The organism is Actinoplanes rectilineatus (assembly GCF_000962825.1).
Lineage (GTDB): Bacteria > Actinomycetota > Actinomycetes > Mycobacteriales > Micromonosporaceae > Actinoplanes > Actinoplanes rectilineatus.
In genome coordinates this window covers 1-26931 of sequence record NZ_JZKF01000108.1, presented here as the reverse complement: position 1 = coordinate 26931, position 26931 = coordinate 1, and the positions used below count along the sequence as shown (strand labels likewise).

Sequence of the window (26931 nt, the reverse complement as noted above, 5' to 3'; positions counted from 1 at the left end):
CCTCACTGTTCGAACCCACCGGTGGTGGTCTCCTCGCTCGCCCTCAACTCAACGTTTCAAGAGTAGATCTTGCCTCTCATGATCTTGGCACAGAGGGCAGCCCCGGAACCGTTGACCTGGCCGCAGCGATCAAAATTAAGGTCGCTCAGGAGCATCTCAACACTAAACAGGACTGGACTGAGGCAGCTCAGAACTCGACCATGGCCGATGACTGCCTGCAAGCGGCCTACCGCGGTGGTCTTCTCAAGAGCAGCACCGAGTACAACTGGCTACGAGGTCGGCTAACACGCGAGGAAGCTGCCGAGGCCGGTATCGCCGAGTACCCCGATGATCGCTTTACCCGGCTGATGTGGCTGTTTACTACCTCTGACCCTCAGGTTCACGACATCATCCGCCGCCCTATCGCCCTGGTCCTCCGGCAAGAGAAGGAGAACTCCAGCGCGCGAGTCCGGGTCACAAAGACGACCAAGGTGCCTCTGGCGGCTGAGCTGACCGCACGCGAGTTCCGCGGCCATCCTGACCAAACTGAATCTAACGTCAGCCGGATCGTCAAGGTCATCGTCAACGGTGCCGCGATTGCCACCAAGCACGCCTGGACCGTCCAAAGCTCCAGCATCTCCGTCTTGGAGAAGGAAGCGTTGGCAGAGCTTGCATCTTCTGGGGTGCCAGGTACAAGCTGCATCGAACTCGCCGTTCGGGCGCTGTATCACGGAGCGGTCTTCGAGGACGTCTTCCGGATCGCCCGAAACGACAAGGGGTCGGGCTCGGACCGGAGATCTGTGGCTGACCTGATCGAGGCCATGGTGGGGACACCGCTCGGCATTGCTCAGCTGGCTTCCATCGTCCGCGACGGCAGAGGCGAACAGCAACCGGTCGAGATCGACGCCGTCGGTGAACCCGTCCCTGCCGGCGACGGGCACCCGCTTCCGCTAAACAGCACCCGGCTCAGGTACTACCTCTTCCCGAAGGACCCTCCGGCGAAGAAGGAGGGAGCAACCGCTCAACCGTCAGGACAGGCGAAGGACCAAGGGCAGGAGAAGACCGACCCATTCGCCGAGGCACGAGAAAGTATTGAGCGGTCCCTACGAAATCTGACTGATCTTTTCGAGCACCTCGAAGAGCGACTCGATGACAGCGGAACTCCGATCGTTGAAAGTCAGGGTTTGCCATCAGCCCAGAGCAAGCGGTGGGGGAAAAGCCTCGCCCAGATGCTTCACAAGGTCAGTAGCTGGTAGACGCAGAAGAAGCATCTCGGCTGTGGAAGGCTCGGCGATCCCCCTCGCGCGCCTTCCACAGCTGACGCTCTTGCAGGCCGTTCCTTCTCGGTTCAAGTACCGGGAGCTGGTTTCAACCTCGCCCAATCGCGTGCGCCACTCATGACCTCGGCATCCGAGTTGCAGCCCTTCGTGCCGAGCCTGAGGCTGGCCAAATGATCGGTCGGCGCGTCGGCCGATGCCGGGCGAAGCCCGCCAGCAGGCCGAACGCGACCGGCCAGCGCCGCGCTTGCGCGGCGCCTTGATCCAGAAAAGATCAATTCGGCACTTCCTCACTGCCAGGACGGGTCCTTGCTCAAGATGCCCCCTGAGCTGCAAAACCGCTGAGCAGCGGTTCCGTTGATCGACTTACTGTGACCCTGTTGACCCTTCGGGCGGGCACGTGGTGAAGCTGTCACGGCCACGTCGGCGGTCGATGGAGAGCACGCTCTGAGATACTGATAGACGTGGCCATCGTAAAGTACGCACAGTGGCGTGATTATGGGCAGCAGCGCATCCAGACTAATGACACTGTAATGGGACTGCTAGCTGGCTCAAAGCTGGCTGCGCAGACATTGAACTTGACCGCAGGTTCTACCCTGACCCTGAGCCAGATCTTTCCCAAAGTGGAGCATATAGCGCGTTTCAACTTGCGGGCGGATAGGGCGCGTCAGGTGCTTGAGGAAGCCGAGATATTGCTGGGAATCCTGGCAGTTCCGCAAATCTTGGCTCTCCATGAGGACCTTTTTCAGGGAATGTCTTCCATGTTGGTTACCGAGGGGCTGATGACGGTCGGTCAAGCTAGTGGAATCAAGACTGCAAACATGCATGAAAGAATCCAAGGCGTGATACCCGGCGCCCAATTTACGCCCGAATCACTGGAGCTATTTCACCTAGTCAGGGTCGCCCGGAATACTCACATTCATAGCGGGGGTCGTGCGGATCAGACCCTGATTAACCGAATTCAGAGCGTTCCGCAAGGTGCCTTCGAGGTCTGGGATCGGATTACGGGCGAACCCTTTCCGCCCTATTCCGTTGGAGATCCTGTTCGTATGGGGTTGCATGAGTTGCTCGGAATTCTCGCTATAACCAAGCGGCTTGCAGAGGAAGCTAACGGGTTCCTGCAATCGGCGCTGCCGGTAAGTCGATGGGCTGACATGCTAGTGGCTGACTGGATTCAGCAAAGAAGGCCGGGAAATCGAGCTCAAATGATCAAATCGGCTCTTGGATTGTCGCGCGTGAACTTTGGTGCGATTAGATTTGCCGCTTCGGATATCGAAGATGCGATGATTCGTGCTGGAATATAAGAAAACCGCCGATCTAAGCGATCGGCGGTTTAAGTAGAAAAATGGGTGCTCTAGCGTTGAGCTACACCTCATAGAGGTGCCAGGAATTTAACCTGGATCTCCCGTTTTCTGCGGAACGCCTGGTCATGAACCAGCGGGACCTTGAGGTCCTCGCTCCCGTAACTCGCCGATAACCCTGCCACGATGCAGTACGCGCTGTCAACTCTGTCTTGACACCGCTCGGCGGAGATGGTCGGCAACGGGGGCGGCGGTGCGCGCACCATGCGGGCAGGCCACCTGGTGGCTTCGTTCGCAAGATTGAGCGCCAGATGTTCGCCACCTTCGGCACCACTTTTGCTGGCACCGGTCGCCCCGGTGTTCGTGAGAACCGGCACCACTTGCGGATCTTGGCCGGCGGATGGCGCCGAGGGCTTCAGGCCCCGCTCACTCTGGGTGCAAACGATCATAAAGCCACTCGGGCGCGGGTACGCGGATCTGCCGAGATGAATGACCTGCAACCGGCTACCGCAGTGCGCTGAGCCCGCCAGGCAGACCACTCAATGAGGCCATTGGCAATGACGTTTCATCTCATCCAATTAGATCGAAACCAGAGTTACAGAACCAATCGTCATCCCGCCACGCAAAGTAGGCCGCGGTTTGCCAGCTATTGATACGCGCATCTAGTCGAGTTTGTGCGGCCTCGGCTAGTGTCTGTCGTACGGCCACGCTACCGCCACGCTTGTAGTCACGTTTCAGGCCTGCCCGAATGAGGCTGGCTTCCTCACCTGCATAAATGCTGTAGAGACGTCCCAAACGGAATGTCCGGAAGTGAAATTTTGCGCGCTCGGCTAGATCTTCAGACCATGACGGTGGAGGATCGACATAGAATCGCACCACGGCTGGGACTGACTGGCGAATCGTCGCCTTCAACCAAGGCGCTGATTCAACGTCATCATAGTAAGGATTGAGCGTTTGCTGCTGAATATCGCTCGGCACGGATGCCAGTTTTATCTTATTGCAGTCGCTGCATGCCGGAAGTAGATTAGGTGGACTGACAGCTAAAGCCGGAAACTTTTTCTTGGGTAGATAGTGATCTACAGTTTCCACAATGCGCTGATTGCACATGGGGCACAGCTTGCGAGAGTTTCGTATTTGGTCGTAGAAGGACCGCGCCGGCGTTCCCGCTCTTGACATCCGGTCATACATGCTCTCCATTTCCTCTTTGGTGACGCCAGCTACCTGGAAGTCTTCGCTTTTAAGCAAGTAGAACGATACGGCCCGGCCTGCGGCCTCAAAGGTGCGCGTGGCGGCCTCTATTTCGAGAGTTGCGGCAGCGACTCGCTCTCTCAATGCAGGGATGGCGGTTTGGTTAAGGCATGCTTGAAGGACTTCGGAAACAGTGGAGGTCGGAAAAGGCGCGCGCCACACGGTTATTCGCCCTCGAACTCTTCGTCCAAATCTGCGATCAGAGCTTGAAGAATGCTGCGCGCTTCGCTTCCCAATTTCGCTCCAAACCTGAGAACGATTTCTTCGTAGGAGTTGCCTTCGTCGACAGCGTCACTGAGGAGGGCATGGAAGCCGGTCCGTGTTACTTCGAGGCCAAAAACTTCTCTCGTCAGAATTCCGACGTTCTCTCCGAACGTCTCTACACTTGGCCTATCCTTCTCGAAATAGTCACCTGATCGCCTCAGCATCCACACGCAGTCGGCAGGCACCTCCTGGAGTACCACCGGCGAGTGCGTGGCGATGACAGCGACGGCATTTCTGCTATTAAGCAGATCCGACAGTGACCTAATAAACGCTGATAGAAGCGGCGGATGGAGATGAGCCTCCGGTTCGTCGAGGAGAACTAGCGATCGGTCCTCGACGCTTTCGACGAGTCGGGTCATCATCAAGAGGACGATTTTATGGCCAGAGCTGAGATCTTGGAACCTTCTCACGGCCTCATCGCTGATCTCTTGTTTTCCCGCGTCAGGCCCCGTGATATCTGCGAATTCAGATTCAGCGAACATCTGATCCGATTGCAGGCGTTCGACGGCGCGCAGCCACCGCCTGGTCCGGCCCATCTGGATGCAACGAAGTAAGCTGTTGCCGAACTCCTCCGCTAATTCCTCTGAGGTCTTAGGCCTATGCGCTCCTTCATTCGATCCTGAACCTGTTGCCGACCCTTCAACTTTCTTTAAGCCCACATAGGTGTAGTCAGTCCCATGCGCCTTGTTCCTTCGATCCGGGAAGGGAGGGAATGAGTCAAAGGCTGAAAAGGATACCGAGGTAAGGCCCGAAAATAGACCGTCATCCTGATTTGCGGCGTCGAGGTCTTCAGATATCCGTTCCAGATTGAATGTGCCAGTACCCGGCTTCGACGGAAACTCTCCTGTAGCGGCCAGCATCATGTGGTGAAGAAGTCGAGTCTTTCCTACCCCGTTGGTTCCGATGAGAACGTGAATATTGCTGGGCGGTTCCGACTCTGGCATAACGCGAAAGGTGAGCTTAAGAGCAGGGATTCTGAAGTCGGCTGGCCTCGGCGCCTCATAGCTAAACGCAAAGGGAGACAACCGGGCATCCCCGCGGGCTAGGCGTTTATAGCGACCCACGACGGTCTGCGGTGAAACGTGACGCAGCAAGCTCTCGCCCATGACATCTTCGTTACGTGCCGCGAGAAAAACTTCCTGACTGAATGCTACATCTCGCAGAGAAGTCAAAATATCATCGCGTACCATCTCTCCGAGCGAGTTCAATCTTTCATAAAAGGTGTCTTCTTGCCCAAGAGAGAAGAAAGAAGTATCTAGATGGGTGAAGGAGGCAGGAATGGCCGGGGTGCCGTTGCCCTCCCCAAGTCCAAACTGTCCGATCTTTGTTTGTCCAATAGGGTAGGGCTCTCCGGAGATGCCGCAGTAGTAAAGATGATATGTGGTGAAGTATCGGAACCAATCGTTCCAGTTGTCACCTACAAGGTATGCGACATTAGGCGCCCCCCTGGGGGGGTCAGCCTTAGGTGGAAGAACCCGGAATTGCACGCGTCCTCCTAGGCTGAGAGCGCCCGACTTCTTGTCTAGGCCATAATTACTCGTCCCTACACTATAGCGCCCGCGCCGTCAACTCCGCTGGAGGGTCCCTGCCATGTAGGTACAGTGCTGTCTGTGGTCGGCTGTCATGCCGACACTGCCGACCGTGCCCGCTGCATGGGACCTCGCTGGTCGCCCGCAAGCTACAAGGAAGCGGATCCGAGGCCTTACGGTTTGATGCCGGCGTCAACGTAAACGCGAGTTCCTTCCGGCGCTTCGGCGTCAGAGAGTGCGGGACATATCCGGGCGAGATGGCGAAAGCCATCAGGGTTCCCGAAGATCTCAACCGGGTCGTTCGCCGCTCGACTGTGATGGTGCTGCGCTCGGGTTGACTACAACCCCGATCGATGCTTCGTAGGCTGTCACGGATAGCGAGAGTGCAGCAATGGAACTCATTATCCATGCAGTCGGTGCTGCTCACTCTTCTGCCGCGGACAAGGCGCGCCCCGTCTCAGTCACCCGTCACCGTGTGTGAATGATGGAGCGGGCCAACGACGCCTGAGCGGGTCTCGCCCGAGGCGGGGAGCAAACTCGCATTTATCGAAATGGATGAGATCTCGGCGGTGTCGAAACCTGGCGATCCGTGGCGCCCGAACTCGCGGACAAAACCATACCTGGCCTGTCCGGTTAGCCCTGACCGCTAGGGCCGCAGAGGCTCACGACTCAAGGGCGGCTGCGTGCGGCCGTCGCTTGCGACGCCTTAGTGCCCTGAATCGTGAGTGCGGCCCGGACACGCTGCGCGCCGCCGCCCCAGGCACCGGCGGTAGCAGCACGCCTGGAACCCCGGGCAGGCAGCTCGGCCGCGTCGCCCAGGCCGTACCGGTCGGCCCTCGTCCAAACTCTGAACCCCGGCAGTCCAGGCGGCGGTCTTCGGCTAGCCCGGCCCTTCTTCGCTGTTCACGGGTGTCGCCTAGGAGCGTTCAGTGTGCCGCCGCCCGCATCCCCCCGGCGGGCGGCGGTGCGCTGCCCGCGGCGACGGAGTGAGCGGCCCGTTTCGGGCCGCCTTGAAGTACGAACACATGCCGGCTGCCCTGGGCCTGTGTGGGACAGTTCGTCCTTTCGTTGGCCGTCCGTAGCCATGAGATTCACCGGAGTGGTGACGCCTTCTGGTCGAATTCGGTCATGCCTGGCCCAGTCTTGCGTCCGCGCTTATGACTCCATGTGACGCCGGCGAACAAGAGCGCCTATATAGGATCTTAATCGTCCTTTTCGCATGAACCGGTGGGCGCTAGCCGGTGTAGGCATGGGAAGCGAGTCTTTTTCGATACTTCATGAAATTGAACAACGACACCCATGATTGCCTTGGTAGCGTCCGGACTCACGATTGCGGCCGGGAGGGTACCCGTTGGAAAGCCCGAGACTGGAGATGCAGCGGACAGCGGGAAAGTTTGCGATATTTCTCGCTGGAATCTATCTGATCGTCGTGTTTGCCCAGGTGGTGAGCACCGCAATGGGCGATCCAATCCCTCTGCTGGGGTGGCCGATGCTCTTGGTGCCTGCGGTGCTCTTCACCTACTCGGTCATCGACGCGGTGAAGCTGCACCGAACCACCGATAGCGCGCTGACGAACCGGCTCTGGCGCCGGAGCTTGATCCTGGCGGTCCTCGGGCTGGGCCTTGTTATAGCTGCTGTCGAGATCATCTACAGGATGGCGCCGGTATGACATTCAGAGTCGAGCCGATGGCTTTGCGGGACTACGCCAGGAAGCTTTGTGAGATCGAGCGGGTCGCTGAGGAGGCGGATCGGTACGTCACCACGCACGGGACGTTCAGCTTCCATGAGGCGGGTCTCATCGGGCGGGCCGCGCCAGGGCACCGGAACCTCATGGCCGAGCTGCACGAGCTCATGGCGCATCTCAAGAGGCTCGGGGCCGAGTCCGCGAAGGGCCTGAACGCTGCCGCGGACGACTACCAGGCGACAGATCTCAGCTCTGCGGCGGAGATCGACGCGACGTATCCGCCCGTGCCGGCGGGCTACCTGAAGCCATACGACTGAAAGCGATACGGGGGCCGCTGTGGCTGATCCGACCGACTTCCTAGTGGGGCCGTCTACACCTGGCGAGACTGTGAGCAACGGGTTCGTCAACCCGGTCGACATCTTCAACTACGTCAGCCCCTCAGCCTGGATCAATACGGGCATTGAGAGGGCAACCGGGATCGACGTCTTCGGCTACTTCACCGATGCCCTCACCGGCGAGTGGGATGCGCTCTACAAGTTTGGTGAGGCCATGGGGCATCTGGCTGACTGCATGCAAGAGCTAGGCATCGACATCCAGCGCGGCATGATTGAGCTGGGCGGGCAGTGGGAGGGCAATGCGGCCGACGCTGCCGACAAGTACTTCTCCAATATCGCTGCGGCCACCAGCGGCCAGCAGTTTGCCCTACGGGAAATCCAAGCCGACTATCAGAAGGCAGCTGAGGGAGCCTGGCAGCTCTCCAACCAACTCGGCAACATCCTTCAGGTCATGGCCGACAAGGTCATCATCGCTGCGATCGCCGCTGCCGCTGGCACCGCGACTGCGGCCTCTGGCGCCGGGGCGGTAGTCGGGTACGGAGTGGCGGGCCTACAGGCAATCCAGATCCTTGAGCTACTCAACTCCGCTTCCTTAAAGATCAACACGGCGGGAAGTGTCCTACTAGGGGTTTTCGGGACCGGCATGACTATCAGCGGCCGGGGCGGAGATCTGTCTGCCGTCCCTCTACCTGCGGCGGCGTACAGCAGCCCGGGGGCGTGAGATGACGGGCGACGCGATAGACCAAGAGCTCAAAGAGGTCGCCGGCAGCGGGAGACTCGCTGCCGAGATACGGCGCAATCTGGAAAGTCTTCGCAGCGGCGTTGCCGGTCCGGCCCTCGCTGAGATGGCACGGGATATCCTTGCAGGGCGTATCACTCTCCGCGACGTCGCCCAAACGTTGGCTTACTCGGAGCCGTTACTCGAAGCCCTCGCCGAGTTTCGCAAGTTTGAGTCTCAGCTAAGCGCCGATGAACGTGCAGAGATGGTTGAGCAGGCGAAAGAGCGGTTCTCTGATCCTGATTCCCGTTCGTCCTAGCCGCATCTGTTGGTGGGTGTTCCGGGCGGGATCACTGTCTCCTCCCTGCTTCGGTGAGGCGGCGGGGATCAAAACCAGACACTAATTGATCATTGTCGCTATGGTGTTGCGGGTGATCACTTGGTTGGGACGGCATATTGAGCAGGGCAAGATCAGCTACTTTCGATGGGAGAGTCAATCCTCCAGGCGGTTTAAGGCGTGGCCTGTTCAGACCCGCTGGCTAGCGTTTGTCCTGTTCCCGGCGATGTTCGCGGGATGCTGCGGTGGCCCCGCCATGTGGCTGGCTGCATGGTTCTCCGGGGCTACCGCTGATGCCGGCCGCGGAGCAGTATCCCCTGAAGCTGCCGCCAACGAATATCTGCTGTCGATCTCGTACAACAACGTTGAGGGCCTCGCGCCGTTGCTGGACGATGATCGGCAAGATCAACTGCTACGCCAGCGGGCTGCATACCTCTCCGAGATGGAGGCCACCGATCCGGCCCCGGCAAGGATGAGTTGGGAGGGGTACGACGTCCGCCCGCTCTCCCAGGGACGAGTTGAGGTGCGAACCGATGTCAGAGGCAACTGGACTTCGGCTGCTGAGGGGGGCGGGCGGCTCCGGATGTTCAACAGCGAGGCTCATCCCTGGGTGATTCTTCTGGCCGAGGATGATGGATGGCGAATTGTCGAGGTCAGGCCGCACCCTTGGTGCGGCGGATACGTCTATGGCGATCGGTGCTCAGGAAAGACTCTCGCGGAGTAGTGTTTCAGTCCTCAAACTCGCCATCTTTGACGCCATGAACGAACGCATCCCATTCCGCTAGAGTGAAACGCAGGACCGGGCCATCAGGATTCTTGCTATCCCGGACGGCCCAGCCGCTTTCGGCAATTCTGGCTACCTCAACACAATTTCCACCAGAACCACCCGAGCGGCTGCTCTTCTTCCATTCCAGTAGGCGCCGATTAAAGTTCTCGGGTTCGGGATTCATGCCTCATCTCCTCGATCGCTGCCATAATTAGAGCCAGGGAGTCTGTCGGACTGGCTGCCGTCGAAAGAACCGACTCCCATGCATCCCTATACATTGCTACTTCGCGAGCATCATCGATATAGAGCGTTCGGGCGAGTAATTCGACGCTTACAATATCGCCATCATCGGTGTCAGCGAAGCGTAAAGCGATAAAGCCGCCCTGCACGGGCATGTAAGCACCAGACCCGAAGGGAAGTACTTGCACGGTGGTGTTCGGTCGACCGGAAGCATCGGCGATATGTAAGAGTTGTTCGTGCATGACATCGGTTCCGCCGACTCGGCGGTGCAAGACCGCTTCATCGATCACCGCATGTATGCGAGGTGCCTCGGGTCCAGTGAGAACCTGCTGCCTCAACATCCGTGCTTCGACTCGTCGGCGGACATGTTCCTCGTTGTCACTCGGCCCGTTGGCAAGAACCAGACCTTCGGCATACCGTGCAGTCTGTAGAAGGCCCGGCACAACGACCGGTTCAAACGTGAGCACCGCGCTGGCAGCAGCCTCCAGGCCCAGGATGTGTGCGAACTGCTTGTGGACGACATCGTCGTAGCGGTGCCACCAGTCCTGGCTCCGCGATACAGATGCAAGTTGGACAAGCGTGTCGACCTGGGACCGTTCGGATAGGCCGTAGAGGGTCAAGAGGTCGCGGCAATCTCTGGGCGTGGTGGGGGACTGGCCGCGCTCGATGCGGCTGATCTTCGATGGCGACCAGTCGAAGCGTGAGGCCACCTGTTCACCGGTCAGGCCGTTCGCGATGCGTAGTTTGCGCAGCTCAATGCCGAGTTTCCGCCTTGCTATTGAGCCGCCCTGTACTGCCATGGGGTCTCGCACCTCCCGTCGACGCACAGTCTCTCAGCCTCCCTTCGATGATCTCCTGACGCGGGTGCAGGATTCATGTGCACACCTCATGCAATTGCGTGGCGCACTAGCGCAGCGTACGGTTATCTATGGCTGCATAGCCAAGGGGTCACCCGGCCGCTCTCCGCTCTTTGGCCTGTGCCGGCGCCCCGTCCAGTTACCGACTGACTGGGGGTCTGCAATGCACAGACGGCGCAAGTTCTGGCGGTACTTCAACTCTCGGTTCTGCACGTGCGGGCTGCTCTGGCCCTGTGCCGACAGGGAGATCCTCGCCGTACGCGCTCGATGGGAGAACCTGGCGAGCATGACCTGGAACGCGAGAACGACTGAGTTCTCTGTACTGCCGCGGGCGAAGTCGGCCCGCGTGGATTGGCCCGTCGGATCGGCTCCGCGCAGGAAGCGCCGTCACCGGGCATGAATCTCGTCTTCGGGCCAGACATCCAGTTACGTTTCGACGGCGCGTCGGTTGAGTACGACTTCGATCCTGAGAATCGGGATCCTGCTCTCAGGTGCATCACCACTCTCCGCGTCGGCGTCGCCTTTCAAGAGGGTCCCTCCCCGCTGCTCAAGCCACTGGACCTGGTCGGCACCTCGGAGATCAGGAAGATGATGGGGGTAAGCCGACAGCGCGTTTACCAGTTGACTTGCCGCAGCGACTTCCCTACCCCGGCGGCTTCCCCTGAGTGCGGAAAGGTCTGGTTCAGGTCTGAGGTGAAGCAGTGGATCGAGCTGAACCGTCCTTCATCGCCGGGTAGTCCTGGCGAGATGTAGCGCTTGAGGGTCAGCACTCCTGGCGCATGTGAATCACGGGCGGGTTGCCCAAACCGAAAGATGTGGTGCCGCATGGAACTGAGTGCAGGTGACATCCTCGTGGCCGAGCGTTTGGCCGATCTCATGTCCAACTACAAGTACGCCTTCATCGACGGGTCTGGGGTCGTCGACCTGGCCGTCGCGCTGTGCTCCTTCCTTCGCTCTGAGGGCGTTCAGACCAGTCCGGAGGAGGCGGAGCAGTACGCGCGAACGGCAGGTATCGCCCTCTGAACGCCTGAGGCAAAGCTGATCCTTCGAAACGCCGGCTCCGCATCGCGGGGCCGGCGTTTGTCGTGTCCATGCACGAGCAGCGGGGATGCTGCCGCGTGACGAGAAGTTCGTGTCAGCGTAGGGTGATCTGTGATCCATGCATGCATGAATGAAAGGGGTCCGCGGTGCCGACGGATGCATCTGCGCAGCGGCTCCGGATCGGGGCCGAGCTGCGGCGACTTCGATTGCAGGCGCAGCTCTCCGGCGAGTTCGTGGCCAACGCGTTCGGTTGGGCGCAGTCCAAGGTGTCCCGTATTGAGACCGGTCGGACAGCCTTCACGGTCAAGGACGTGGCTGGCCTCCTGGCGCTTTACGGCGTAACGGACGACGTCCGTGCCGAACTGCTGGGCGCCACAGCTGAAGACACCGGAGAAGGTGCTTGGATCGTTCGTGCCGGCGGGTTCCCGCGTCGGCAGGGCTCTATCTCTCAACTGGAGTCGGCCGCGACACGGATCATGCATCACCAGCCTGTGGTTCTACCTGGGTTGCTGCAGACCTATGACTACGCCCGAGCTGTCATCTCGGCTGCCGGCGCTGCTGATCCTGACGGCATTGCCGCAGCTCGGATGAAGCGGCAGGAGATGCTGACCGCGCCGAACGCCCCGAAGTACGAAGTCGTCCTCGATGCGCGGGCGTTGCTCCTGGGTGTTGCTGACGTCGATCTGATCCGTGCTCAGATCCGGTCGCTCGTGGAGCGCTCGACTTCGCTCACGGCGCTCGACTTTCGGATCATCCCGTTCGGGACGGTGTCGCCGGTTTTCACGACGGTGGGCTTCACTCTTTACGACTTCAAGGAGCCGACGAGTCCCGCCGTGGCGTGGGTGGAGGCGCCCACCGGGGACGTGTACTTCTCGGCCCGCGAGGACGCCGATCGTTACTCAGAACTGTTCAACAGGCTACAAAGCGTTGCGCTCCCGGAAAGTCATACGGTTCGATACCTTCAGGCGCTTGAGAGCGACATCGAGCGATATCTGACCGGTCCTGGCCTGGGGGGAATCTGACCATGAACAGACCCGACTTCAGTTCGGCGAAGTGGCGCAAGAGCACGGGGAGCGGTGACGGCGGCTGTGTTGAGGTCGCGTACGTGGACGGCGTGATCGGGGTCAGGGACACCAAGGACAGCGGGTCCGGCCCGATCCTGATGTTCAACGAGCGTGAGTGGACCGCCTTCCTGGCTGGCTCGCTCGCCGGTGAGTTCAACCTCGACGAACTGGCGAACTGACCGGATGACGGCGGCCAAGGATGCGGGCGAAAGAGCCAAGATCGACCGGCGTACCATCCCGCTCCTGGCCGCTACCGGTATCTCCGTCACCGGCGACGGCGCCTTCATCTCGGCGGCACCGCTTCTTGCTGCCGCGCTGACCCGCGATCCGGTCCAGGTTTCGCTGGTGACGGCTGCCGTCTACATTCCATGGCTGTTGTTCGGTCTTCCCGCCGGCGCGCTCGTCGACCGCTGGTCCCGCAAGCGGGTCATGATCCTGGCAGACCTGTTCCGGGCCGTGGTCCTGGCCGCGCTCGTCGCACTGCTGGTGACCGGCTGGGCGGCACTGCCAGCACTGGTGCTTGCGGTGCTGCTGGTCGGCATAGCGCAATGTTTCTTCGACTCTGCGGCTCAAGCTGTGATCCCGACCATCGTCGGTCGCGACAAGGACGCTCTCGCCAAGGTGAACGGTCGCTACTGGGCGCTGGACACCGTCGGCCGTTCCCTGCTCGGCCCGCCCCTCGGTTCGACCGCCTTCGGGATCAATCGGGCTCTGCCGTTCGCTGCGGACGCGGTTTCCTTCCTCGCCTCGGCCCTGCTTGTCAGGCGTCTACCTGATACCCCTAAGCCCGACGGTGATCACGAGCCGATTCTCTCGGCCGTCAAGGTCGGCCTCGGGCACCTGTTTCGCACCCGTGAGCTTCGCGTTCTGGCATTCAGTATGGGCGCCTACAACGGCGGCTTCAACATCGCCATGGCGCCCTTCGTCCTATACGCCACGGGCATCCTGGCCGTGCCCAATGCCGCATACGGCTTGCTGCTTGCCATGAGTGCCCTCGGGGGCGTCGTCGCCGGCTGGCAGGCGGGGCCTCTGACACGCCGGTTGTCCTACCGGCAGACCATGGCGCTGGTGCACACAACGCAGGCCCTCGCCTGGGCCGGTATCGCCTTCACGGGCAACCCGTGGGCTGCCGGACTGTTCCTCGCCCTGCTCGGTGCGGGATCCTCGCTGTCGAGCGTGGCGGTCGGCTCCGCGCGCCAGGCGCTCACGCCGGATCACCTTCTCGGCCGGGTCGTTGCCGCGTTCCGGCTCTTCGGTCTCGGCCTCGCCGGGCTCGGTGCGCTAGCCGGCGGGGTCATCGCCGACACTTGGGGCCTGACCGCGCCTCTGATGGCAGCGCCGGTGATTCTCCTGGGTGCAGCCCTGCTGACCTGGCCTTTCAAGCGCCAGTCCTGATTGATCGAGAATCTTCTTTTCTCCGCACTAGACAGTCGCCTATGCACACGCGCATAGTATCTATGCACGCATAGATGAAGCCTTCTCGGCTTGTCCGGCGGCTAACTGGAGGAGATCAGCAGTGGCTGTGCCCAACGCGCTCAAGGTGCCTGTTCCGTTCGACTACGTCTTCCCGGCCGGGGCACTGCTCCTCGGCGTCGAACCCGCGACCGACTTCGAGAAGCGCGGCCAGGGTGACGACCAGCTCCGCGACAAAGAGACCGGCGAGCGGATCTGGCTGGTCCGAGTGCTCGACCTGGACGAACAGGCGGGCCGCTTCGGCGGGACGAAGGAAGTCAAGGTCAAGGTTCTGGCTGCTCAGCAGCCGGTCGCGCCCACGCCCGCGATTCCCGGCTATCCGCCGGCCGTCGAGTTCAAGAACGTCACGCTGACGCCCTACGTCGACTCGCAGCGATGTAAGGGCTCATCGGACCGCTGCAGGTCCCGTCTCGCCTGGTCGATCCGGGCCACGCAGATGAGCGCGGCTGGCGTTCCGGCCAAGGCCGCCGCCTGACCGAGTAGTCACGCCCGGGAGTGGGGCCAACAACCGCCAAGAAGTTCTCCCCGCCCCGGGCGCCCAACCACTCCACCCCAAAAGGAGAGGGCTGCGATGCCCAAGGTATCTGACGTTGCCCGCATCACGACACGATGCAACACCATTTGGCGTACGTGTGCCGGCTGCGAGCTGCTCAAATCGCTGCCGCCCGACGTCGACCGTTGTACGGCCTGCGCTGATCCGGAGGCCCGGAACATACTCGAAAAGCAAGCGCAGCTCGGCCGGGAGCGTCTGTACCGCTACGCCGCTCTGGTCGGCCGCATCGAGGCATGGGCGCTGCTGATCCCCGCTGTCAGCGATGCCGAGCGCCTCGAACACATCCGGCAGGCGCTGACCGCTGATGACCCGGACAGGGCGGTGCGGTGATGCCGCTTATCAACGTGATCAAGGGCGACCCGATCCCGGTCGCGCCCCTGAACGTCCGTACCCCGTTCGTGAAGATCCCGCTGTGGATGGCGATCGTCTGGCAGGTCTTCAAGACCGTGGCTTGGCTGGTGATGGCCTACGTCAGGAACTGGTACGCCACCGCGCCGATCACCGGCATGGTCTGGCTCTACTTCGCCCATGGCTGGCAGGCTCTCGCCGCGCTGGTCGGTGGGACTGCTGTGGTGGCGACCGGCTGGTCCTTCGCGCACCGAAAGTCGTGGCTGCGGTTCGGCTGTTGGCCGGTACTGGCCCGGATCCGCAGGCTGGCCTATCGCCGCCGGTGGATGGCCGCCATGGTCACTGCCAACCTATCGATCTCCTACGAGAATCGCACCATCATCCCCTTGATCCGCCGTGTGCGGTGCCGCGCCGGCTGCGATGAGGTGTTGGTCCGGATGGTGACCGGGCAGATCCCGGACGACTTCGCCAAAGCGTCCGAGCGTCTGGCGCACACGTTTGGCGTCCGCCAGGTCAAGGCGGTCCCCGGCCCCACCTACGGCACTGTGGTCCTGGTCCTCATGCGTGGCGACACCCTTCACGAGACCGTGGAGCCGTTCCCGGTCCCGTTCGAACCGGATTTCACTGCCCTACCGATCGGCGTCCAGGAAGACGGCGGCCTCTACTGCCTGCGCCTGTTCGGCACTCAGGTCCTGATCGTCGGCGCGACCGGCTCCGGCAAGGGCTCGGTGATCTGGTCCATCGTCCGCTCGTTGGCCGGGGGAGTGGCGGCGGGTGTGGTCGAACTGTGGGGTATCGACCCCAAAGGCGGCATGGAACTCGGGATCGGCCGGCCATTGTTCGCCCAGTTCGCCTCGCGGGACTTCGCCGAGATGGCCGCGATGCTCGAACAGGCGGCGGCCACCGCTCAACAACGCGCCGCTCGGCTCGCCGGACACGTCCGCCAGCACCGGCCGACGGTGGATGAGCCGCTGATCGTCCTGGTCATCGACGAGCTGGCGAACCTGACCGCCTACCTGACCGAACGCCAGCTCAAAGACCGGATCAAGGCCGCCCTCGGCATCGTCCTCACCCAGGGCCGTGCCGTCGGCGTCCACGTTGTCGCCGCGATCCAGGACCCCCGCAAGGAAGTCCTTCCGGCACGTGGACTGTTCCCGACCCGGATCGGGTTGCGGCTGTCTGAGCCGTCTGAAGTTGATCTCGTGCTCGGCGACAACATGCGTGACCGCGGGGCGCTGTGCGATCGCATCCCGCAGACCCAGCCCGGCACCGGCTTCGTCGTCCTGGAGGGTGATCCGACCCCGATGCGAGTCCGGCTGACCTACTGCACCGACGAGACCGTCCGCGACATGGCCGACGAATACGGGGTGGCCGCGTGAAAGACCGGATCGAAAGCCTCGCCCTGGTCGTCATCGTCACCGTTGTAGCGGTGGCGGCCGGGTGGGCCTCCTTCAGCCACGTCCACGACTGGACCATGCGCCACGTCCCGCACGGCACCCCGGACGCCTTTGGCTGGGTCAATGCCGTCATCTCGGAACTCGTCCCCGTCGCCGCGCTGCTGACCATCAAGCAGCGTCGCCGTGACGGCGCTTCGATCGGATACCCGTTGTTCCTGCTCGTCGCTGCCGCCACCTTGTCGCTGTCGGCACAACTCGCTGTCGCCCAGCCCAGCCCGTCGGGATGGCTGTTGTCCGCGGTGCCCGCGCTGGCATTCATGGGCCTGGTCAAGCTCGTCTTCGCCGGAACATCCTCGAAGAATGACTCTCCGCCTGTTCCGGTCCCAACTCCGACGCCAGCACCGGTAATCGCGCCGATCCCGTCTCGTCCGGTCTCCCGGCCCAGCGGAGTTCCGGTGATCGGGCAGGTGACCCGATGACCACAGCGATTCAGACGGTGACGCCTCGCCCCGGCTCCCGCGCTGCCCGTCTGGCGAACCCCCGGGCCGTTGACGCGCTCAAAGACCTGGCCGTCGATCACGGCGTCTGTATCCGCCCGATCGCTCTACGCCGCACCGACCTGGCTACCGGCAAGACCGAACTCGTCGACCTGCCGTGCGGTGCCACGCTGGAAGCCAAGTGTCCGCCGTGTGCGAAGCGGGCACGGCGGCTGCGGCAGGTCCAGATCCGGGAGGGCTGGCATCGGACCGACGAGCCGCTTCCCGGTCCGGCGCCGGCCACACCGCGACAGCGGGACCTGATCACCGCACGGGCGCACCTGGAATTCGAGCGGGCCGCGCTCCAACTCGTCGCGATGGAGCCCGACGAGCGGGCGGCAGAGCTGGAACGTATTGACATGTCGATCGGCGCGATCGAGCAGGAGATCGCCGCGGGAGGTCTGCGCGGCAGCATCGCACCGGGTCACTCCCGCGACGAGCAGGGCGACGAGAACGGCCCCCGGCGGGTGCGATCGACGAAACGGCGGCAGGACGTGCCCGACCTGCCTCGGCAGAAGGTGGAGGCGCGCACGGTTGGCCAGACCTACACCGGTGCGGACGGTGTCGAGCACCGGCCGTCGATGTGGCTCACTCTGACTCTGGACAGCTACGGTCCGGTCCACTCGATCCACCAGGGTCGTCCCTGCTCCTGCCGCCGGTGGCACTCCCAGGATGATCCGCTTCTCGGCACCCCGGTCGACCCGAACCGCTACGACTACCGCCGGGCCGCCTGGGATGCCGTGCACTTCCCTCGGCTGCTCGACCGGTACTGGCAGAACCTTCGCCGCGCGGTCGGCTGGAACGTCCAGTACGCGGGCTGCGTCGAGCCGCAGCGCCGCCTTGCCCCGCATGCGCACTTCGCGATCCGGGGGACCATCCCGCGGTCGATGCTGGAGCTGGTCGCCAAGGCCACCTACCACCAGGTGTGGTGGCCGCCGGCCGACCGGCTCCGGTACCCGATCGATCGACCACCAGCCTGGAACGCCACGGCGGAGATGTGGGTGGACCCGGACACCGGCCGTCCGCTGGCGACGTGGGATGAGGCTCTGGATGACCTCGACGACGACCCGGATACTGAACCCGCGCACCTGGTCCAGTTCGGCGCCCAGGTCAAGGCCAAGGGCGTCGAACCCAGCACGCGGGACGCTGAGCGGACGATCGGCTACATCACCAAGTACGTGACCAAGTCCGCGGCCGACTGCCACACCACCACCAGCGACCCGCAACGCCAGCACCTCGACCGGCTCTGGCACGAACTCCGCGTCACGCCCTGCTCGGAACGCTGCTCGAACTGGCTGCTCTACGGCGTCCAGCCCAAGAAGGCACACGGACGGCTCCGCCCCGGCCACTGCAAAGGCCGTGTCCACCAGAAGACGACTCTCGGCATCGGTGGTCGCCGGGTGCTCATCTCCCGCGACTGGTCGGGCAAGACCCTCGCCGACCACAGGGCGGATGCTCACGCCTGGGTCAAGGCGCTGCTCGGCGTCACCACCGAGGAACCCGAACCCGACGCTGCGGCAAAGCCGGCGGTTGTCTGGGAGATGGCCCGTCACGACGATCCCGACCTGCCCGCGCTGGAACACCGGCTCCTACGGGCGATCTCTCAACGCATCCAACGCCGAACACAGCTCAACGCCGCGAGACGTGCGGTAGACGACCACGCCCCGAACACCCGAGAGGAGACCAATCGGTGAGGCGCGGAACTGTTCGGCAACTGCCCATCGCACCTCGTCTGTGGTCGGTCGACGATGTCTCCGGCTACCTCGGCATCCCGGTCGGCACGCTCTACCAGTGGCGCCACCGCGGGCAGGGACCGCGCGCCCGGAAGGTCGGCCGGCACCTCCGCTACGACCCGGTGGATGTGCAGTCCTGGCTGGATGAGGCGGCCTGATCATGAGCATCGCGAAACGCCCCAACGGCAAGTACCGCGCCCGCTACCGGGACATCAGCGGCCACGAGCATTCCCGCCACTTCGACCGCAAGGCTGACGCCGAACGCTGGCTCGCCGCGGTCAAGACCAGCATCGCCCGCGGCGAGTGGATCGATCCGGCCCTGGCCAAGGTCACGGTCGGCGACTGGGCAGCCCGCTGGATTGCCAACCAGGTGCAACTCAAGCCGTCGACCCGCTTCCGCTACGAAGCCGTACTCCGCAACCAGGTCCTACCGGTCTGGGAACGCGTAGCGCTCTCGGCAGTGGCCCACACCGATGTAGGCGAGTGGGTCCGTCGGCTCTCCGATGCTGGGCTCGCTGCCTCGTCTGTTCGGCAGGCGCACCGCGTCTTCTCGCTCCTGCTGGCCGAAGCGGTCCGGGACGGTCGGCTTCCGCGAAACGTGGCTGTCGGCGTCCGCCTGCCCCGGGTCGGTAAGGCCGAGAAGACCTTTCTGACCCACGCCCAGGTCGCCGATCTCGCCGACGCCGCGGAACCGCACGGCCTGATCGTGAGGGTCCTCGCGTACACAGGACTTCGATGGGGTGAACTCGCGGCCCTCAAGACGAAGAGAGTCGACCTGACCAGACGCCGACTGCTGGTCGCCGAATCGATGACGGAGGTCAACGGCAAGGCCGTCTTCGGCACCCCGAAAACGCACCAGCGCCGTTCGGTCCCCTTCCCGCGCTTCCTCGTCGACCCATTGACGGACCAGATCACCGGCCGTGTCCGCGATGACCTGGTGTTCACCGCTCCGGAGGGCGGCGTGCTGCGTAACAACAACTTCCGCCGGCGGGCCTTCGACCGGGCAGCGGAGGCCGTCGGGCTCAAGGGCCTCACCCCGCACGAGCTGCGCCACACCGCCGCGAGCCTGGCGGTAGCGGAGGGTGCCAATGTCAAAGCCGTACAGCGAATGCTTGGACACGCCTCAGCGGCCATGACTCTGGACGTGTACGCGGACCTCTTCGAGGACGACTTGGACCAGGTCGCTGACCGCCTTGACCAGGCAGTAACCGCTCGAAGTGCGGACTGTTTGCGGACTGCACCCGCAGGACCGGCCTTCGACGCGGTCCGGCCGCCCGCGAAGAAGCAGGCTAGAAGAGTGGGGCGGGCGGGACTCGAACCCGCGACCGAGGGATTATGAGTCCCCTGCTCTAACCCACTGAGCTACCGCCCCGTACCGGCGGCGATACTATCCCGTGCCCCGCACCGTGAGCTAGCGATCTATCGCCGCACCAGGCATTTCGCCTGGCGTGAAGCGCGGGGACGTCCTGTGGGCCGCCGCGCGCCACGTGACTCTATGTGCCTGCCCGCACCCCGAAGGATGCCAGGACGGTGCCCGCCGTTCGCCAGCCGCCGGCCAGTGCGCCTTGCACGGAGGGGCTGTCGCGGTGGTCGCCGGCCACGAAGATTCCTCCTCCCAGCGTTACTGACCTGCGCAAACGTCCCATCGGCGGGCGGGCTGCGGGGAGCGCCTCCGGGAGGGTGACGACTTCCAGCAGATCCCAGTCGTCGGTGGGTACGCCGTAGATCCGCGCCAGTTCGACGCGGAGCACCGTTTCGGAGGCTGAGGAGACCGCTGAGGCGCCGGCCACTGTCGCGGCGATGAGACTTTTGCCACCTGGCGCGTACTCCGGAGCCGCATTGCTCATCACCACGGTATTTGCCACGATTTCGCGCCGGTCGCCGTCGAGCATGACGATCGGTTCGTCGATGGGGGCGTGGCCGGCGCCGAAGTAGAAGGTGGTCAGCCCGTGCATGTCGGGCCGCGGTAGGGCGGGCAGCAGGCCGGCTGTGGTGGACGGGTCGGTGGCGACGATGACGGCGCGGCAGCGGAGCTCACCGGCTTCGGTGACGACCAGGCCGGGGGTTACCGACACGGCGCGGGCGCCGATCAGCAGCTGCGGGTAGGGCAGTGGGCCGGCGAGCGCGGCGGGCAGCGCGGCCATGCCGGTGGCCGGCACGCCGAGGCGGCCGCGGGTGAAGGAGCGCAGCACCATCGCGGTGACGTGGCTGGAGGTTTCCAGGGATCGGTCGCCGAAGACGCCGGACAGGAACGGCCGCAGCACCTCTTCGATGATCCGGTGCGAGAGGCCCGCGCGGCGCAGCATCTCCTGAGTGCTGGTCTCCGGCTCGTCGAGGAGCCGGGCGGCGGGCAGGGTGGCGCATCTGGTGGCGAGGGCCGCGAACTTGAGCCGGTCGCTGAGGGTGCCGACGCCGGAGGTCAGGGTCTGCGCGGCGGTGAGCGGTGAGCGGAGCGGGTTCTCCAGGCGGTGCAGGCCGCCGGCCCGGCGGACCATGACGCCGGGCGTGAAGTAGCGCATGTCCAGCGCGGCGATGTCGACCAGGGCCTGCAGCCGCGGATAGGCCGTGTTGATCACCTGGAAGCCGCGGTCGAGGTGCCAGCCGTCGACGATCTCGGTGCCGACCCGCCCACCGAGCCGGTCGGCGGCCTCGATGAGCAGCCACTCGACGCCGGCGCGGTCGAGACGGCGGGCGGCGGCCAGCCCGGCCATTCCGCCGCCGACGATGACCACGTCCACTTCCGGCTGCGACATACCCACCTCACTGGCTGCATTCGACGCGAGGATCAGCCTAACCGGGCAAACAACACCAAGAAGACAAAAGATCAAAACCATGTGAGGGTACGCGCTACCCGCTCTCCGGTTGCCCAGGATCACCGGCACCACCACCCTGATCCACAGAATCTCTCACTCCGGCCGGGCAGTCGCATCTCGGACACTGTTCCGCGGATAGGGGACCGCGATCCGAGAGGCTCGAGTCCCGACGGCCGTGGCGGCTGCGATGTGTCGGGCGCGGAGGTCGCGCGCCGGCGACCGGTCGCGAGGTGGGGCCGTGCGACGTGCTGAACGCCGGGCCCGCTGGGGAGACACATGGGGCCGGCCCGTTCGCGGGTCGGATGCGGGACCGTGCGGCCGCGTACACGAAAAAGTCCCAGACCAACGGTCTGGGACTGATCGGAGGCTCCCCGAATTGGACTCGAACCAATAACCTGCCGGTTAACAGCCGGCTGCTCTGCCAATTGAGCTATCGGGGACTGCTTGTACTGCCTTGCATCTTCACTGCCGTTCTCGTCTCTCGGGGCTTGCCCTTGCGACGTGGAACAGACTACATGACCATCCGGCCCTCGCGAAAACGGGATACCCCCTCCCGGGTTCGGTGCGGATGAGAAGCAAGGAAACCAGGAGCAACGGGAGTATCGGCGCGACAGGATGGGTATGCACCCCAGCAGACGCACCGGCGTCACGCTGACGCAAGCGCGTCACGAAACGGAAGGAGCCGCCATCATGCGCGGAAAGCTGATGTTCCTCACCGGTCTCGCGGCGGGCTTCGTCCTGGGCAGCCGTGCCGGCCGGGAGAAGTACGAGGAGATCCGGGCCAACGCCCAGAAGGTGTGGGAGCACCCGACGGTGCAGGAGGCCGCGGGTGTCGCCCAGGCACAGGCCAACAAGCTGTACACCGAGGGCAAGGACAAGATCCAGTCGTCCAAGCTCGGTGAGAAGCTGAACACGACGGGCACGTCCACCTCGAGCACCACCACGGACGAGCTGCTGGCCCCGAGCGACTCGCTCGCCGGGTCGTCGAAGAGCACCACCAGCACCGGTGTCACCCCGAAGAGCACGACGACCACGGGTGTCACCCCGAAGAGCACCAGCACCACCACGACCAGCACCACCGGTGCCAACGGCACCACGTACTGACGCACCAGCTCACGGGCCGCTCCTCGACTTTCGGGGGGCGGCCCGAGCGCGTTCCCGCTCCGGGACGGACGGGACGGACGGGACGGAACCCGAGGACACCCAGGCGCTGTGCGCGAGACGCCGGTGACCGGCCACGACCACAGGCCGAGGGGATCCGCACCAGATCCGGGTCGCCGCGATGCCCGCCGGCTGGACACGTTTCGTGCTCAGTCTTCGGTGGTGACAGTGAGGCGGCCGTAGTCACCACGCTCCACGGCGGGTGTGGTGATCTGGGGCGCTCAGCGCGGCCGTAGTCACCACGCCGGCCCGGCATGGCGGGTTCCCACTACGCTGACGAGTGTCGATTGTCGCTCGTGGACCGTGGGGGACTGATGTGGGAAACGCTGGTCGCCGCGATCATGACGGCGGTGCTCACCCAGGCCGGGGAGGACGCCGGCCGGGCGGCCTGGGGCACGGTGCGCGGGAAACTGCGGCGGCGGCTGGGCAAGCGGGCCGACCTGATCGACTCGGGGGATCCGGCGGCGCTCGAGCAGGCGGTGCGGGAGATCCTCGAGGCTGATCCGGACTTCGGCGCCCGGATCCAGGCGCTGCTGGGGATCGCCGCCCCGCTTCCGCTGACGGCGCCGGAGCCGGCACCGGTGACGGTGCGGCTGCTGCCCGCCGGGCCGTCCGACTTCGTCAACCAGGTCGGGGCGCTGGCGCTGCTCGACGAGATCCGCGGGGACCGGGCGGCGGGCGCCACACCGGTGGTGGTGATCCGGGGCACGCCCGGGTCGGGCAAGACCGCCCTGGCCCTGCGGTGGGGACACAAGCGCCAGGACTGGTTCGGTCATCAGCTGTACGCGGACGTCCGCGAACTGCGGGACCCGGTGCTCGGCGGCCCGGAGTCCCCGGACACCATCGTGACGGCGTTCCTGCTGGCCCTGGGCGTGCCGAGTGGACTGCTGCCGGACACGGCCGCCGGCCGGCTGGCGTTGTACCGGACGCGGACCGCGGACGAGCCGGTTCTGGTGCTGCTTCGCGGCGCCGCCCTGCCCGCCCAGATCAGCCCGCTGATTCCGACCGCGCCGGGCAGCGTGGTCCTGGTGAGCACCCATCATGACGTGAGGGGTCTGGCGATGGACGGCGCACACTTCATCGACGTCGAGCCGCTCGACGACGCGGCCGCCCGGGAACTTCTGGCCGCGGGCAGCGGACCGGGCCGGGTCGACGACGATCCGGCGGCGGTCACCCGCCTGGTCACGCTCTGCGGCCGGTTGCCGCTCGCCCTGCGGATCGTCGCCGGGCGGCTGCGGCTCGACAGCGGCCTCACCGTTGCGGACCTCGTCGAGGAGCTGGCCGGCGAGTCCTATCCGCTGGACGCCCTGGCGCTTCCCGGCACCGACGGCAGCGCGGTCGACCCGCTGTTCACCAACGTCTACCGGCATCTCTCCGAGGACTCCCGGTCGCTCTACCGTGATCTCGGGGTAGCGCCGGTGGCGGAGGTCCCGGAGGCGCTGCTGGACCGGATCGGCTGGTCCGACCGCCGGGCCCGCCGGGCGGCGGTCGACCAGCTGCTCGGGTTGAAACTGCTGGAACGGCCGGCCCGCGACCGGTACGCGGTGCATCCGCTGATCCGGGCGCACGGGGCACGGCTGGCCACCGAGATCGATCCGGTGCGGGCCGAACGGGTGGTCGCCGGCACCCTGGACCACTTCTGCGAGTTCGCCGAGGCGGCCGACCGGGCGATCATGGGGGAGCGCCGACGGCTGATCGGCGGGCCGGTGCGCACGGCCGGGCCGTTCACCGGTCCGGACCGGCGGGCCCGGGCGCTGCAGGCGCTGGAGGACAGCCGGGAGGACCTGCTCCGGGTGGCCCGGGTCGGGCCGGCGCTCGGCGCCGACGAGCAGGTGCTGCGTCTCGCCACGGCCGCCCAGGCGCTGTACTTCAACCATCCGCACCTCGCCGACCAGGTGGCCATGTCCGACCTGGCGATCAGCGCGGCCCGGCGGCTCGGACGGCCGGACATCGAGATCCAAATCCACTGCACGCTGGCCGGGGCGCACGGCACGGCCGGTGACCTGGACCGGGCCCGGGCCGAGGTGCGGTCCGCGTTCGCTCTGCTGCCGGCGGCGAACGACCGGAAACTCGCCGGAACCGTGTGGGAGTTCCACGCCCGGATCCTCGACCGGGTGGCACGGGCCGCCCCGGAAGCGGAACAGGCCGCCGCGCGGGCCGAGGCGGAAGCCGCGTTCCGCACCACGATCGACACTTTCCGTGAGGTCGGGCTGGAGCGCGGGGTGGCGCTCGGTCACTTCTACTACGGGCTGTTCCTGGACGCGGCGGGCCGGAGCGCCGACGCGGTGCACCAGCTGACGCAGGCCCGCGACGGGCTGGACGCGGCCGGCGACGACCGGAACGCGACCCGGGCCGACGCCGCGATCGGCGCCGCCCACCTGCGGCTCGGGCACCACCGGCAGGCCTACGACGAGCTGGCCGTGGCGGCGGCGTTCTTCGCGGTGGCCGAGCTGTGGCGTTACGAGCTCGACGTGCGGGAGGACCTGATCCGGGCGGCGGGCGCGCTGGGCGACCAGGCCGCGGTGGCGGAGCACAGCGCGCGGGCGGCGGAGATCCGGGCGCTGTCAGAACCCGGGAAGTGAGCGCACCGCGACGCGGGCCTCACCACGTGCCGTGCACAGGAGCCGGTCGCCGTCGGTGAGGCTCCGGTCGCGGGCGAGCGTGTGAAGGACGGCGGCGAGGGAGACCACGTCACCCTCGCCGAGGATCTCCACCCGGGTTCCGCCACGGACCGCCCCGACCGCACCTTCCGGGGTCTTCGCGCAGGCCAGGGCACTTCCGGGGAACCGGTCCAGACAAGCCGACGCCCACTGTGCCGCCTCCGCCCGGCCGGTGACCGCGGACCGGGTCAGGATCTCGGCGCTCTGCAGCAGCCGCAGATCCCACTCGTCGTCGCCGGCCACCAGATGATCACTCCAGCCCTCGGCGGGCTTCGTCGCGTACCGCCGCACCGCCGCCGGGAACCGGGACACCTCGACACGATCGCCGAGCAGCCGGGTCCGCAGCAGAAAAGAACAGACATCGACCTTCTCGGGTACGGGCGGAGCCCAGCCGACCAGTGGCGCGGCCCCGTCGGGCTCGGCCAGGTCGAGTAACTCGTAGAGGACCGCCCGCAACGGGCGTGCCGCGGGCGGGCCGGCGAAGGAGGCGTCCACCGCGGCGGCGTACCGGCCGGCCGTGTGCCCGGCGACGGCGGCGTCGACCTGCGGGGCGAGCGGGCGCCGCACGTCGAGTCGCTCCGCCGAACGGCTCAACACGGTCATCGGGGTGCCCGGGACGACCTCGCCGGCCAGCGGCGCCAGCAGCAGCGGCACGTCGGCGCCGGCCGCGAGCAGACTCATCGACGAATGGTCACCGACGACGACATCGGCGGCGGCGAGCATCGCCTGCCAGCCCGCGTCCGGCGGCACCATGAGCAGGCCGGCGTCCCGGGCCGCCGCCAGCCACAGTCGCAGTTGGAGGGCGCCGTGACCGGCGGTGACGTTCGGATGCAGGACGGTGGCCACCCGGGCGGTGTCGGCGTCGACCTCGGCCAGCAGACGGGCCGGCAGCTCCGGCCACCGCCCGATCAGGGACTGCCGTCCCCAGGTGGAGGTCACCACGATCAGCCGCCGGTCGCCGAGACCCAGCGCGGACCGGTAACGATGCCGCAGAAGACGGCTCGTCCGGATCCGCTCCAGCATCGGGTCGGCGATCAGGACGGTGTCCGCGGCGGCAGCCGGATCGTGCTCGGCGAGCTGGGCGGTCTGCTGCGGATGCGTGACCGCGATGAGGACACGACGGCCGTGCCGGTCGGCGGGGCGGACCGTGCCGGACAGGCGTCGGCCGTCACCCCGCGAATTCGGCAGATCCTTGTGGAAGCCGACACCGTGCTGCAACACCAGGACCGGGGCGTCGACGGTGCCGAGTTCGGTGTTCTCGCTGGCGGTCAGCGCGGCGTCGAACCGGAGACCGGGCAGCTGCCGCCACGGGACGACCCGGGCGCCGGCCCGCCGCAGCATCTCGGGGACGCCGTCGCTGAACGGGGAGGTGTCGTTGACGGCGAAGACGACCTGCACCCGGGGGTCGTCACGCAGCAGCTGGACGGCGTCGAGGACCCGGCCGGTGGAGGTGACGGTCCGGGCGACGGCGAGCAGGGTCCGCTGCGCCGCAAGGGTCACCCACTGCTGGGAGCCGGGACCGACCGGCACGCTGATCACGGCTCGGCTCGGCTCGGCTCGGCTCGGCTCGGCTCGGCTCGGCTCGGCTCGGCTCGGCTCGGCTCGGCTCGGCTCGGC

27 protein-coding genes and 2 tRNA genes are annotated in these 26931 nt (G+C 65.1%); 21 read left to right on the top strand and 8 right to left on the bottom strand.

All coding sequences use genetic code 11. The features are described from left to right. Both WH85_RS51940 and WH85_RS51205 read left to right on the top strand, forming a co-directional pair. Window positions 1-1235 (top strand): hypothetical protein (locus WH85_RS51940; protein WP_211275607.1); only part of this gene is annotated, 1235 nt, incomplete at its 5' end. Window positions 1236-1720: 485 nt separating this feature from the next. Beyond that, window positions 1721-2560 carry a hypothetical protein gene (locus WH85_RS51205; RefSeq protein ID WP_157411551.1) on the top strand — a complete coding sequence of 280 codons (840 nt, stop codon included), beginning with the start codon at window positions 1721-1723 and terminating at the stop codon, window positions 2558-2560. A gap of 567 nt (window positions 2561-3127) precedes the next feature. On the opposite strand, the gene WH85_RS51200 is transcribed toward WH85_RS51205, so the two are convergent. Both WH85_RS51200 and WH85_RS41390 read right to left on the bottom strand, forming a co-directional pair. Continuing rightward, window positions 3128-3967, bottom strand: coding sequence for an HNH endonuclease (locus WH85_RS51200; protein ID WP_157411550.1), 840 nt, complete (start codon window positions 3965-3967; stop codon window positions 3128-3130). Between the two features lie 2 nt (window positions 3968-3969). Beyond that, the gene (locus WH85_RS41390; RefSeq protein ID WP_045747644.1) at window positions 3970-5556 is read right to left on the bottom strand and encodes an AAA family ATPase; all 1587 of its coding nucleotides are present in this window, start codon (window positions 5554-5556) and stop codon (window positions 3970-3972) included. 1393 nt (window positions 5557-6949) lie between these two features. Here WH85_RS41390 and WH85_RS41385 point away from each other — a divergent pair. The 5 genes from WH85_RS41385 (at window position 6950) to WH85_RS51195 (ending at window position 9396) form a co-directional block, all read left to right on the top strand. After that, window positions 6950-7267: a hypothetical protein gene (locus tag WH85_RS41385; RefSeq protein WP_157411549.1), complete on the top strand. Its 318-nt coding sequence runs from the start codon at window positions 6950-6952 to the stop codon at window positions 7265-7267. Then, window positions 7264-7599, top strand: coding sequence for a hypothetical protein (locus tag WH85_RS41380; RefSeq protein ID WP_045747642.1), 336 nt, complete (start codon window positions 7264-7266; stop codon window positions 7597-7599). Before WH85_RS41385 ends, WH85_RS41380 begins: the two co-directional genes overlap by 4 nt. A gap of 19 nt (window positions 7600-7618) precedes the next feature. Continuing rightward, window positions 7619-8338 carry a hypothetical protein gene (locus tag WH85_RS41375; RefSeq protein WP_157411548.1) on the top strand — a complete coding sequence of 240 codons (720 nt, stop codon included), beginning with the start codon at window positions 7619-7621 and terminating at the stop codon, window positions 8336-8338. Window position 8339: 1 nt separating this feature from the next. Then, window positions 8340-8654, top strand: coding sequence for a hypothetical protein (locus WH85_RS41370; protein ID WP_045747640.1), 315 nt, complete (start codon window positions 8340-8342; stop codon window positions 8652-8654). Between the two features lie 100 nt (window positions 8655-8754). Further along, the gene (locus tag WH85_RS51195; protein WP_157411547.1) at window positions 8755-9396 is read left to right on the top strand and encodes a hypothetical protein; all 642 of its coding nucleotides are present in this window, start codon (window positions 8755-8757) and stop codon (window positions 9394-9396) included. 4 nt (window positions 9397-9400) lie between these two features. Here WH85_RS51195 and WH85_RS49540 read toward each other — a convergent pair whose 3' ends face one another. Further along, entirely contained in the window at window positions 9401-9622 is a 222-nt protein-coding gene (locus tag WH85_RS49540; RefSeq protein ID WP_083449661.1) for a DUF397 domain-containing protein, read from the bottom strand. Then, the gene (locus tag WH85_RS49535) at window positions 9597-10478 is read right to left on the bottom strand and encodes a helix-turn-helix domain-containing protein (protein ID WP_157411546.1); all 882 of its coding nucleotides are present in this window, start codon (window positions 10476-10478) and stop codon (window positions 9597-9599) included. The genes WH85_RS49540 and WH85_RS49535 overlap by 26 nt, the downstream gene beginning before the upstream one ends. A gap of 453 nt (window positions 10479-10931) precedes the next feature. Here WH85_RS49535 and WH85_RS53490 point away from each other — a divergent pair, with 453 nt between their 5' ends. The 12 genes from WH85_RS53490 (at window position 10932) to WH85_RS54275 (ending at window position 20019) form a co-directional block, all read left to right on the top strand. After that, window positions 10932-11288 carry a helix-turn-helix transcriptional regulator gene (locus tag WH85_RS53490; protein WP_245674318.1) on the top strand — a complete coding sequence of 119 codons (357 nt, stop codon included), beginning with the start codon at window positions 10932-10934 and terminating at the stop codon, window positions 11286-11288. A 72-nt stretch (window positions 11289-11360) separates the two neighbouring features. Beyond that, window positions 11361-11558, top strand: a complete 198-nt coding sequence (locus WH85_RS41355; protein ID WP_157411545.1) for a hypothetical protein — start codon at window positions 11361-11363, stop codon at window positions 11556-11558. Window positions 11559-11722: 164 nt separating this feature from the next. Then, entirely contained in the window at window positions 11723-12598 is an 876-nt protein-coding gene (locus WH85_RS41350) for a helix-turn-helix domain-containing protein (RefSeq protein WP_045747637.1), read from the top strand. 2 nt (window positions 12599-12600) lie between these two features. Next, window positions 12601-12819 carry a DUF397 domain-containing protein gene (locus WH85_RS41345; RefSeq protein ID WP_045747636.1) on the top strand — a complete coding sequence of 73 codons (219 nt, stop codon included), beginning with the start codon at window positions 12601-12603 and terminating at the stop codon, window positions 12817-12819. Between the two features lie 4 nt (window positions 12820-12823). Beyond that, the gene (locus WH85_RS41340) at window positions 12824-14035 is read left to right on the top strand and encodes an MFS transporter (protein WP_052721182.1); all 1212 of its coding nucleotides are present in this window, start codon (window positions 12824-12826) and stop codon (window positions 14033-14035) included. A gap of 121 nt (window positions 14036-14156) precedes the next feature. Next, window positions 14157-14588 carry a hypothetical protein gene (locus WH85_RS41335; RefSeq protein WP_045747635.1) on the top strand — a complete coding sequence of 144 codons (432 nt, stop codon included), beginning with the start codon at window positions 14157-14159 and terminating at the stop codon, window positions 14586-14588. 96 nt (window positions 14589-14684) lie between these two features. Further along, on the top strand, window positions 14685-14996 hold the full coding sequence (locus WH85_RS41330) for a hypothetical protein (RefSeq protein WP_045747634.1): 312 nt from the start codon (window positions 14685-14687) through the stop codon (window positions 14994-14996). Continuing rightward, window positions 14996-16393: an FtsK/SpoIIIE domain-containing protein gene (locus WH85_RS41325; RefSeq protein ID WP_045747633.1), complete on the top strand. Its 1398-nt coding sequence runs from the start codon at window positions 14996-14998 to the stop codon at window positions 16391-16393. The genes WH85_RS41330 and WH85_RS41325 overlap by 1 nt, the downstream gene beginning before the upstream one ends. Beyond that, entirely contained in the window at window positions 16375-16890 is a 516-nt protein-coding gene (locus tag WH85_RS41320) for a hypothetical protein (protein WP_245674319.1), read from the top strand. Before WH85_RS41325 ends, WH85_RS41320 begins: the two co-directional genes overlap by 19 nt. Further along, window positions 16887-18641 carry a replication initiator gene (locus WH85_RS41315; RefSeq protein ID WP_045747632.1) on the top strand — a complete coding sequence of 585 codons (1755 nt, stop codon included), beginning with the start codon at window positions 16887-16889 and terminating at the stop codon, window positions 18639-18641. Before WH85_RS41320 ends, WH85_RS41315 begins: the two co-directional genes overlap by 4 nt. Beyond that, a complete protein-coding gene (locus WH85_RS41310; RefSeq protein ID WP_425394692.1) occupies window positions 18638-18838 on the top strand; it encodes a helix-turn-helix transcriptional regulator in 201 nt (66 codons plus the stop codon). Before WH85_RS41315 ends, WH85_RS41310 begins: the two co-directional genes overlap by 4 nt. A gap of 2 nt (window positions 18839-18840) precedes the next feature. Continuing rightward, window positions 18841-20019, top strand: a complete 1179-nt coding sequence (locus tag WH85_RS54275) for a tyrosine-type recombinase/integrase (RefSeq protein ID WP_157411552.1) — start codon at window positions 18841-18843, stop codon at window positions 20017-20019. Here the strand turns inward: WH85_RS54275 and WH85_RS41300 are convergent. From WH85_RS41300 to WH85_RS41290, 3 genes are all read right to left on the bottom strand, one after another. Continuing rightward, a tRNA-Ile gene (locus tag WH85_RS41300) sits at window positions 19979-20052 on the bottom strand. The genes WH85_RS54275 and WH85_RS41300 overlap by 41 nt on opposite strands. A 121-nt stretch (window positions 20053-20173) precedes the next feature. After that, window positions 20174-21433 carry an FAD-dependent oxidoreductase gene (locus WH85_RS41295; protein ID WP_045747631.1) on the bottom strand — a complete coding sequence of 420 codons (1260 nt, stop codon included), beginning with the start codon at window positions 21431-21433 and terminating at the stop codon, window positions 20174-20176. Between the two features lie 427 nt (window positions 21434-21860). Beyond that, window positions 21861-21933, bottom strand: a tRNA-Asn gene (locus WH85_RS41290). A gap of 250 nt (window positions 21934-22183) precedes the next feature. On the opposite strand from WH85_RS41290, the gene WH85_RS41285 reads away from it, so the two are divergent. Both WH85_RS41285 and WH85_RS41280 read left to right on the top strand, forming a co-directional pair. Then, window positions 22184-22597 carry a hypothetical protein gene (locus WH85_RS41285; protein WP_045747630.1) on the top strand — a complete coding sequence of 138 codons (414 nt, stop codon included), beginning with the start codon at window positions 22184-22186 and terminating at the stop codon, window positions 22595-22597. 371 nt (window positions 22598-22968) lie between these two features. Beyond that, complete coding sequence (locus WH85_RS41280) at window positions 22969-25236, top strand: hypothetical protein (RefSeq protein ID WP_045747629.1); 2268 nt, start codon at window positions 22969-22971, stop codon at window positions 25234-25236. On the opposite strand, the gene WH85_RS41275 is transcribed toward WH85_RS41280, so the two are convergent. Beyond that, window positions 25219-26931, bottom strand: a 1713-nt coding sequence (locus WH85_RS41275; RefSeq protein ID WP_083449658.1) for a hypothetical protein, incomplete at its 5' end; no start/stop codon positions are given. The two genes, WH85_RS41280 and WH85_RS41275, sit on opposite strands and share 18 nt — an antisense overlap.

Bases quoted from the DNA above. Each gene is read 5' to 3' on its own strand.
- WH85_RS49535 (WP_157411546.1), bottom strand. From the start codon at position 10,478: ATGGCAGTACAGGGCGGCTCAATAGCAAGGCGGAAACTCGGCATTGAG.
- WH85_RS41285 (WP_045747630.1), top strand. From the start codon at position 22,184: ATGCGCGGAAAGCTGATGTTCCTCACCGGTCTCGCGGCGGGCTTCGTC.
- WH85_RS41355 (WP_157411545.1), top strand. From the start codon at position 11,361: ATGGAACTGAGTGCAGGTGACATCCTCGTGGCCGAGCGTTTGGCCGAT.
- WH85_RS41380 (WP_045747642.1), top strand. From the start codon at position 7,264: ATGACATTCAGAGTCGAGCCGATGGCTTTGCGGGACTACGCCAGGAAG.
- WH85_RS41330 (WP_045747634.1), top strand. From the start codon at position 14,685: ATGCCCAAGGTATCTGACGTTGCCCGCATCACGACACGATGCAACACC.
- WH85_RS41370 (WP_045747640.1), top strand. From the start codon at position 8,340: ATGACGGGCGACGCGATAGACCAAGAGCTCAAAGAGGTCGCCGGCAGC.
- WH85_RS41315 (WP_045747632.1), top strand. From the start codon at position 16,887: ATGACCACAGCGATTCAGACGGTGACGCCTCGCCCCGGCTCCCGCGCT.
- WH85_RS51195 (WP_157411547.1), top strand. From the start codon at position 8,755: ATGGTGTTGCGGGTGATCACTTGGTTGGGACGGCATATTGAGCAGGGC.
- WH85_RS41280 (WP_045747629.1), top strand. From the start codon at position 22,969: ATGTGGGAAACGCTGGTCGCCGCGATCATGACGGCGGTGCTCACCCAG.
- WH85_RS49540 (WP_083449661.1), bottom strand. From the start codon at position 9,622: ATGAATCCCGAACCCGAGAACTTTAATCGGCGCCTACTGGAATGGAAG.
- WH85_RS41325 (WP_045747633.1), top strand. From the start codon at position 14,996: ATGCCGCTTATCAACGTGATCAAGGGCGACCCGATCCCGGTCGCGCCC.
- WH85_RS41295 (WP_045747631.1), bottom strand. From the start codon at position 21,433: ATGTCGCAGCCGGAAGTGGACGTGGTCATCGTCGGCGGCGGAATGGCC.
- WH85_RS41340 (WP_052721182.1), top strand. From the start codon at position 12,824: ATGACGGCGGCCAAGGATGCGGGCGAAAGAGCCAAGATCGACCGGCGT.
- WH85_RS41345 (WP_045747636.1), top strand. From the start codon at position 12,601: ATGAACAGACCCGACTTCAGTTCGGCGAAGTGGCGCAAGAGCACGGGG.
- WH85_RS54275 (WP_157411552.1), top strand. From the start codon at position 18,841: ATGAGCATCGCGAAACGCCCCAACGGCAAGTACCGCGCCCGCTACCGG.
- WH85_RS53490 (WP_245674318.1), top strand. From the start codon at position 10,932: ATGAATCTCGTCTTCGGGCCAGACATCCAGTTACGTTTCGACGGCGCG.